This is a genomic window from Oleiagrimonas sp. (genome assembly GCF_027858935.1).
GTDB lineage: Bacteria > Pseudomonadota > Gammaproteobacteria > Xanthomonadales > Rhodanobacteraceae > Oleiagrimonas.
In genome coordinates this window covers 1-7,748 of the sequence record NZ_JAQIBU010000055.1, presented here as the reverse complement: position 1 = coordinate 7,748, position 7,748 = coordinate 1, and the positions used below count along the sequence as shown (strand labels likewise).

At 64.4% G+C, this 7,748-nt stretch carries 8 protein-coding genes and 1 pseudogene; all 9 read right to left on the bottom strand.

Annotation, left to right across the window (positions count from 1 at the left end; all coding sequences use genetic code 11):
• Nucleotides 1–578: glutamate 5-kinase (proB, locus tag PF446_RS02255; RefSeq protein WP_298069274.1), on the bottom strand; the 578-nt coding region annotated here is incomplete at its 3' end.
• Nucleotides 579–584: 6 nt separating this feature from the next.
• Nucleotides 585–1,910: an argininosuccinate lyase gene (argH, locus tag PF446_RS02250; RefSeq protein WP_298069272.1), complete on the bottom strand. Its 1,326-nt coding sequence runs from the start codon at nt 1,908–1,910 to the stop codon at nt 585–587.
• Nucleotides 1,911–2,017: 107 nt separating this feature from the next.
• Nucleotides 2,018–2,965, bottom strand: coding sequence for an N-acetyl-gamma-glutamyl-phosphate reductase (gene argC / locus PF446_RS02245; RefSeq protein WP_298069270.1), 948 nt, complete (start codon nt 2,963–2,965; stop codon nt 2,018–2,020).
• On the bottom strand, nt 2,962–3,123 hold the full coding sequence (locus tag PF446_RS02240; RefSeq protein ID WP_298069268.1) for a hypothetical protein: 162 nt from the start codon (nt 3,121–3,123) through the stop codon (nt 2,962–2,964). Before PF446_RS02240 ends, argC begins: the two co-directional genes overlap by 4 nt.
• 137 nt (nt 3,124–3,260) lie before the next feature.
• Nucleotides 3,261–4,586, bottom strand: a complete 1,326-nt coding sequence (locus tag PF446_RS02235; RefSeq protein WP_298069266.1) for an acetylglutamate kinase — start codon at nt 4,584–4,586, stop codon at nt 3,261–3,263.
• A complete protein-coding gene (locus PF446_RS02230; protein WP_298069276.1) occupies nt 4,573–5,664 on the bottom strand; it encodes an acetylornithine deacetylase in 1,092 nt (363 codons plus the stop codon). The genes PF446_RS02235 and PF446_RS02230 overlap by 14 nt, the downstream gene beginning before the upstream one ends.
• Before the next feature lie 5 nt (nt 5,665–5,669).
• Entirely contained in the window at nt 5,670–6,896 is a 1,227-nt protein-coding gene (locus tag PF446_RS02225; protein WP_298069264.1) for an argininosuccinate synthase, read from the bottom strand.
• 90 nt (nt 6,897–6,986) lie between these two features.
• Entirely contained in the window at nt 6,987–7,619 is a 633-nt protein-coding gene (locus PF446_RS02220; RefSeq protein ID WP_298069262.1) for an FMN-binding negative transcriptional regulator, read from the bottom strand.
• A 9-nt stretch (nt 7,620–7,628) separates the two neighbouring features.
• Nucleotides 7,629–7,748: pseudogene (locus PF446_RS02215) on the bottom strand (acetylornithine carbamoyltransferase); the annotation flags it as partial.

Below are 7,748 nucleotides of genomic sequence, written 5' to 3'. Positions count from 1 at the left end.
TCCGGGCCGCTGCGCGGATCGGCCGTGTACAGGCCGTCGATGTCGGTAGCGATCAGCAGCAGGTCCGCATCGACCAGTGCGGCGACGATGGCGGCCAGGTTGTCGTTGTCGCCCAGGGTCAGTTCGTCGATGGCCACGGTGTCGTTCTCGTTGACCACCGGCAGCACGCCGTGGCGAAGCAGTTCCTGCAGCGTGGCGCGTGCATTGAGATAACGTCGCCGGTTGCGCATGTCATCGTGCGTCAGCAGCACCTGCGCCAGCGGGCGATCGAACAGCCGCTGCCACAGTGCGATGGTCTGGGTCTGGCCCAGCGCGGCCATGGCCTGGCGCGCAGCGCTGCTGGTGTCCTCTCCGGAGTGGTCCTGCAGCAGGATGCGCCCCGCCGCCACGGCACCGGAGGAGACCAGCACGATTTCGCGACCGGAGGTATGGCAGGCAGAGATGAACTGCGCCAGGCCCAGTACGTACTGCGTGCTCAAACCGCCATCGGAACCGGCAAGCAGGCTGCTGCCGACCTTGAGCACGGCACGTTTCCATGGGGGTACGGGTTGTTCGCGGAATGATCTCGGTTTGGTCATGCGTCTTCAGTGATTGCTCTCAGGTACTGCGCGTTGCTTATCCTTCAAGGCATTGAGACGATCACGCAGGATTTCAAGTCCAGGCGCTGCAGCGGCTCCCGGCGACACGCGCGCGGCCAGGCTCGTCTCGGGCGTGCGACCGGCGCCGCTTTCACTGGCGGCCGCGGCCGCTGCGCGGTAGGCAACGCGGAAGGGAACGCCAGCGACCGCCTGTTCCATAGCCACATCGGTGGCGTACATCGAGGGCTCGATCGCCGCACGCATGGCCGCCGGATTCCAGTTGAATCGTGCCAGAAGATCCGGCAACAGTGACAATGCAGACAGTCCATGCGAAACGCCGTGCCACAACGATGCCTTGCCCAATTGCAGATCGCGCTGGTAACCACTGGGCAGCGACAGCAGTTGCTCGATCTCGGTGCGTGCGGCGGCCACCGGCGCGTAACTGGCGCGCAGCATCTCGATCACGTCCGGATTGCGCTTGTTCGGCATGATCGAGCTTCCGGTCGTGTATTCGTCCGGCAACTGCACGAAGCCGAACTCGGTCGTGGTGAACAACGAGAGGTCCCAGGCCAGTCGGCGCAGGTCGAGCATGGCCGAAGCCAGCGCATCCAGCGCCGCCAGCTCGAACTTGCCACGCGATAACTGCGCATAGACCGGGCTGAGCTGCATCCGTGTGAAGCCGAGGCGGCGGGTGGTGTACTCGCGGTCCAGCGGCAGGTTGACCCCGTAGCCGGCGGCGGTGCCCAGGGGATTGGCGTCGATCCAGGTACGCGTATCGTGGGCGCGCAACGCATTGTCGATGTAACCTTCCGCGAAACCGGCAAACCACATCGAGCTGGACGAGACCACGGCACGTTGCAGGTGTGTGTAGCCTGGCATCGGCAAGGCCTCGACCGCGGCGCGATCCAGGCATACCCGCGCGATGTCGTGGCACAGCATCGCCAGCTCGGAAAGCTTCTCCTTCAGCCACAAGCGGGTGGCAACCAGCACCTGGTCGTTGCGGCTGCGGCCTGTATGCACCTTGCGGCCGGCATCGCCGAGGCGCTCGACCAGTCGTGCCTCGATCGCCGAATGGCCGTCCTCATGGCGCTCGTCTAGCACGAACGCACCGCTGGAAAAATCAGCGGCCAGTGCATCCAGTTCGGCGAGGATCGAATCCAGCTCGCCGGCATCCAGCACGCCGATTCGCTCCAGGCCCTCGACATGTGCCTTGCTTGCGGTGATGTCGTGCAGAAAGAATTCCCGGTCGAGCACGACATCGTTGCCGGCCAGGAAGCGCATGATGCGCGCATCAACCCGTACACCGTCTTTTTGCCAAAGCAGGTCACTCATTTTCGAAGCCCTTGCATGAGTCCAATCTCCGTTGGAGAAAACGTGCACGCGGCAACGGTTGATGCAATCGATCCAATGCATGCCGTGTGCTCCCGTTGCTGCATGGATCAGGTATCCGGAATGCCCTTGAACTCCGGCAGGCTCAGGGCATGGTTGAGGTTCTGGATGGCCTGCGTCGCCGCACCCTTGAGCAGGTTGTCGAGACAGGCCACGATCACCGCGCGCCGACCACCGGGAGCCATGCTCAGGCCGCCGATTTCCGCACGCTGCTGGCCGACAAGATGGCGGACCCAGGGCGCATCCTTGACCACTCGCACCAAAGGCTCGCTCTGATAACGGGAAAGATAGCGGCGCATCAGCTCGTCGTGCGTGCGCACGCGGTCCAGATAGAGATTGCAGGTCACGGTCAGGCCCCTGAAGTACGACGCCACATGGGGCATGAACTCCACCGGAATGCCCAACTGGAAACTGCATTCGCGCTCGTGCATATGGTCGGTGAGACTGTACGGCATCAGGTTGTCGTGCAGCTGCTCGGGATCATTGCGGGATGAAGGCGTCGTGCCCGCGCCCGAATAGCCCGACACACCAAAGCAGACCGGCGGTCCCGCGAGCATGTCCTTGAGCGGCGCGACCGCCAGCTGGATGGCCGTGGCGTAGCACCCGGGGTTGCTGATCCGCGTCTGCCCGCGGTAATGATCGCGGGTCAATTCCGGAAGTCCGTAGAACCACGTCCGGTCGAAGCGATGGTCAGCGGACAAGTCAAGGACCACCGTGTCCTGCGCCGTGCGGTCGATTGCCTTGATGTATTCCTCGCTGGCCCCGTTGGGCAGCGCCAGGATCACGACCCGGCATCCACGACTGGCCACTGCGTCTGGTCCCATGTCCTCGAAGATCAGGTCACCGTCATAGTCCGGATGATGGGCATCCAGGCGCTGGCCGGCCAGCTCGCGTGAAGACACGAACCCCAGTCGCAGATGTGGGTGGGACTGGATCAGGCGAATCAGTTCGGCACCGGTATGACCACGCGCGCCGACGAGTCCGACGGTACTGCTCATGTTTCTGTCTCCAGCATGTCTTTGCGCTGATTGCGCACGGATGAATACTCCAGACAGTGCGTCGAAAGGACCACACGGGCGCGAAAGCCTCCCCGGTACATCGGGTGAAGCCGGTGGAGCACGTCGTCGCGCTTCGCTACGAGGTGTTCGAGGGCCATGCCAGATCCATGATTGTGCCAGTGAATACACTGCTCCACCGCGATCAAGTTCAGGCTTTTGCAAACATGACCGCGCGCCGCGTTCTGCCGTCGGAACTTTCGATCCTGTGGGCAGGACCAGGCGATCCATGCTGCACTCATGCCTTTTCACCCAGCGTCGCCGGGCGCGTCGCGCAGTGCGTCACGCAACGTTCGATGTCTGCAAAATCGGACAGGCCATACCAGTAGACCTTCCAGTTCTCCTGCCGATAACTGCCGTCGGCCTCAGCGCTGTAGAAGGCATTGACCACGTTGCCGTGACGCGAGCGCCAGAACAATCCCGGATTGGCCTCGCGCATGACCTGCCAGACCGCACGGCCAATGCCCTCGCCCTGGGCATCGTCCAGCACCGCGAACTTGTCGAGGTAGGTGAAGCCCTGCTCGCGGGTGAGGATCATGGCGGTACGGTAGTTCTCGCTGATGTAGACGCGGTACGGCCGTGTCCGCTCAAAATAATCCGCCACCAGCGGGCGCCGGAAACTGGACTCGATCAAGGCCTTCAGGCGTGTTTTGTCGATGCCGTGCCAGCTGTCCTCGAAAGCCAGTACCCGCTCGCCACGCCTGACCAGCGTGCCGGAACCCTTGTGCGTGAACAATTCCTTGGCCAGTTCGCCGGGCCGCGTGATCGAGACCGAGGATGTCAGCGGAAGATGATCGAGCAACTGTTTGATCTGCTCGATCTTCACGCGCATGCCCGAGTGCAACCATGGCTGCGCCATCAGGTGGTCGTACTCGGTGCTCAGGTTGATCGAGTCGATGATGCGGTCGCGTTCATCCAGCAGGCCGCCGGTGCCGGTCAGGAAGATGATCTTGTAGGGCTCCAGCGCACGCACCAGTTCGTTGGCTGCATAGTCGGCGTTGACGTTCAGGATCTGCCCCTCGGGGGTTTCGCCCAGAGAGGCAATCACCGGGATCGAGCCCACCCGCAGGCTGGCTTCCACGGGAGCCAGGTTGACGCTGTCGACCTGGCCCACCAGGCCGAAACGTTCCCGGTCCAGGTAGTGCGAGTCGAACACGCCGGAAAGGATCGATGTGGCGCGCGCGTCCACCGATTGCAGGGCTTCGACCAGACGCAGGTTCTGCTCCTGGAACACACGGCGCACCACCGCCAGCGTCTGCGGCGTGGTCACGCGCAGGCCGTCCACGATCTGTTTCTCGATACCGGCCGCGGCCAGCGCCTCGTCCAACTGCGGACCGGCTCCGTGCAGCACGATCGGGGTCAGGCCGACCTGCTGCAGGAACGACAGCGAGGACACCAGAGCATCCAGGTCGTCACGCAGCACCGCACCACCGACCTTGACCACGGCAAAGCGCTTGGCATCGAGTTGCGAGAACCGTTTCAGGTATTGCTGGATCTCCTTGGCGCTGCCCATGCTCGAGAGCAGTCGGACGATGGTCTGTCTGGTGCTGTTATGCGTGTCCATGGTCGATGATTCGATAGAGGTGATCGGCATAGGTGGCCAGCTGGTCCAGCGCCACCCACTCGTCTGCGGTATGTGCCTGGGCAATATCACCCGGGCCAAACACCATGGTGGTGTAGCCGGCCGCCGAGAACAGCGCGGCCTCGGTCCAGAAGTCCACCGCGTTGCCAATGGGAACCTCCAGTTCGTCGGCGAGGTCGCGCGCGATCAGCCTGCGTGCCTCGGCACCGGCGACATCACCGGCTGGCAGGGAGGGGCCGCGAAAGGTTTCCCTGAATTCGGCCGGCGCGGGATCGGCACACGCACGAAAGGTGTCGAGCAGGGTATCCGGGTCCATCGACGGCAAAGGCCGGAAGCCGAACTTCACCTCGGCCTCGGGAGCGATCACATTGGCCTTGATCCCGCCCTCGATGCGACCGAGATTGAAACGCAGGCCGGTCAGTCCGCCGAAGCGCTGGTGTGCCTGCCCCTCGACAACATCCAGCGCCCGGGAACCCCAGCGCACGGCCTGGTGCAACGCACTGTCGGACCGCCCCTGCTTGCCCGAGGCATGCCCGGCATGACCGGCAAAACGAGCCATCACCGAGTTGATGCCGCGATGCGCAAGCACCGCCTCGCCGCAAGTGGGTTCGGCCACGATGACCGCCTCGAAAGGGTGATCGCCGCGCACGAAATTCGGTACGCAGCGCGCATCATTGGCTTCCTCGTCGCTGGAAAAAAGAAAGGCGCAGTCACCTTCGCTGGCCTGCGCCACGGCCAGCATCGCCGCCGCGGCACCCTTGATGTCGCACGCACCAAGCCCGATGGCGCGCTGCTCAGTGATGCGCAGCTCGAATGGGCTGTCGCTCCAGTGCGGGGAATCGGGCACGGTGTCCAGATGCACATTGAACAGCAGGCGCGGTTTGCCGCGCACGGCCAGCAAGCTGACCGCGCCGGCGCCGTGGTCGGTCAGGGTCAGCTTGAAACCGGGAAGCTGCGCCTCAAGGCAATCGAAGATGCCGCCGGAGTCGATGGCGCGCGGCGGATTGCGCGTGTCGAAACCGACCAGCGCGCGCAGGTGGGTGAGGGTGGGCTCCAGCAGCTGACTCATGCGCTTGCGTCCCGGTTCACTTCAGCCCACAGCGAGGAGCTCATGCCGAACAGTTTGATGAAGCCCTCGGCCTCGGCCACGCCCCAGTCGGCAGTCTGCGCGTAGGTGGCACCGCGGGCGCGCAGGATGTGCGGGGATTCCACCGCCACCGCGTCCACCTTGGCGCCTTCCGTACGCAGCGTCACCTTGCCGTTGACGCAACGCTGGCTGGAGGCCAGGAAGGCCTCCAGATCGGCCTTCAGCGGGTCGTGGAAGAAGCCCTCGTAGACCAGTTCCACCCATTGTTTGCCGAGCAACGGCTTGAAACGATTCTGCGCCTTGGACAGCACCGCCTCTTCCAGCGCGCGGTGCGCGGTGAGCAAGGCGACCAGGCCCGGGGCCTCGTAGACAATGCGGCCCTTCAGGCCGATGGTGGTATCGCCGGTGTACAGGCCACGACCCACGCCGTAAGCGGCGAAGCGTTCATTGAGATGGGCCAGCAACTGCTCGCCCGGCATCGACTCGCCATCCAGGGCAACGGCCTCGCCGTTGCAGAAGTCGAGCTTCAGCTCGAGCGCCAGTTCCGGCCACTCGGCCCGCGGCTTGCACCAGCCGCGCGCGCCTTCGCCCGGGGCCTGCCAATCATCGACCTCGCCGCCGGACAGGGTCACGCCGAGCAGGTTCTCGTTAATGGTGTAGCTTTGCTGCTTGGCGCGCACGCCGAAGCCGCGCTCTACCAGGTAGGCCTGCTCGTAGGCGCGGGTCTGGGTGTGCTGCTTCTGGATCTCGCGGATCGGGGCGACGATGTCGAAATCGCCCAGCGCCTTCACGCTCAGGTCGAAGCGCACCTGGTCGTTGCCCATGCCGGTGCAGCCATGCGCGATGGCCCGGGTGCCCAGCTCGGCGGCGCGCCGGATCGCGGCCTCGACAATCAGGTAGCGATCGGAAACCAGCAACGGGTACTGGCCCTGGTAGCCCTCGCCGGCCCATACGAAAGGCTTGACGAAACCCTCCCATATGGCCGGCCCGCCATCCACGGTGAGATGGCTGGCCACGCCCAATTCGCTGGCGCGCTGTTCGATGAACGCGCGTTCGTCGGCGTCAACGCCGCCGGTGTCGGCGAACACGGTATGCACGGCGTAGCCGCGTTCCTTCAGATAGGGCACGCAGAAACTGGTATCGAGGCCGCCGGAAAAGGCCAGAACGATGTCCTTGTTGCCGGTGTTGGAAGTTGCGTTGGTCATGATGTCTGCCAGGGTGTGAAAACGAAAACCTCTGATCGGTGAATGGGCCGGAATACGCGATTTATTCCCGGACCCCGCTGAATGCCGTCATCAGCATGCACCTGTATCCTTCTCGCGCTGCAGCATGAGTGACGCCAGTGCGCCATCGTGATCGCCGTCGCGCTGCCGCAGACCCTCGATCACGCCACGACGGTTGCGTTCCGGATGATTCTGGCTGAGCTTGAACTTTCCGGTCATGCGCTCGACCTTGATCTCCAGCCCCACGATGGCGCCGAGCGCCGTCTCGATGTGGTCCGCCGGAGCATCGGCCATGTGCCAGGGCTGCGCCAGCCCGCGCTCGTGGCGGTCGGTCAGATCCTCCAGCAGCGCACGCAGCCAGGCGCGGTCGCGTGTCACGCGCAGATGGCCGTGCAGGTGGATCACGGCGTAGTTCCAGGTCGGCACTTCGCGCCCGGTCTCGTACCGGCTCGGATACCAGTTGGGGCTGACGTAGGCATCGGGACCGTGGAAGATGGCCAGCACCGCGGCGCCGTCGGCGCGCGCCAGCGGATTGCCGGCAGCGACATGGCCTCGCAGACTTCCGTCCGCCATGGTCAGCAGCGGAAGATGCTCGGCTTCCAGACCCGCGCCGTCCGCCGTGGCCAGCGTGGCGAATGGGTACGCGCGCATCAGCGCCACCAGTGCATCGTCGCGGGTTTCATGGAAGGCTTCGGGAAGGTGCATGCTGGCGTCTCAGGCCGAACCGGCAAGCGCGGCCATGATCGCCTTCTGCACATGCAGGCGATTCTCGGCCTCGTCAATGGCGATGCAGGCGGGCGAATCCATCACCGCATCGGTGGCCTTGACGTTGCG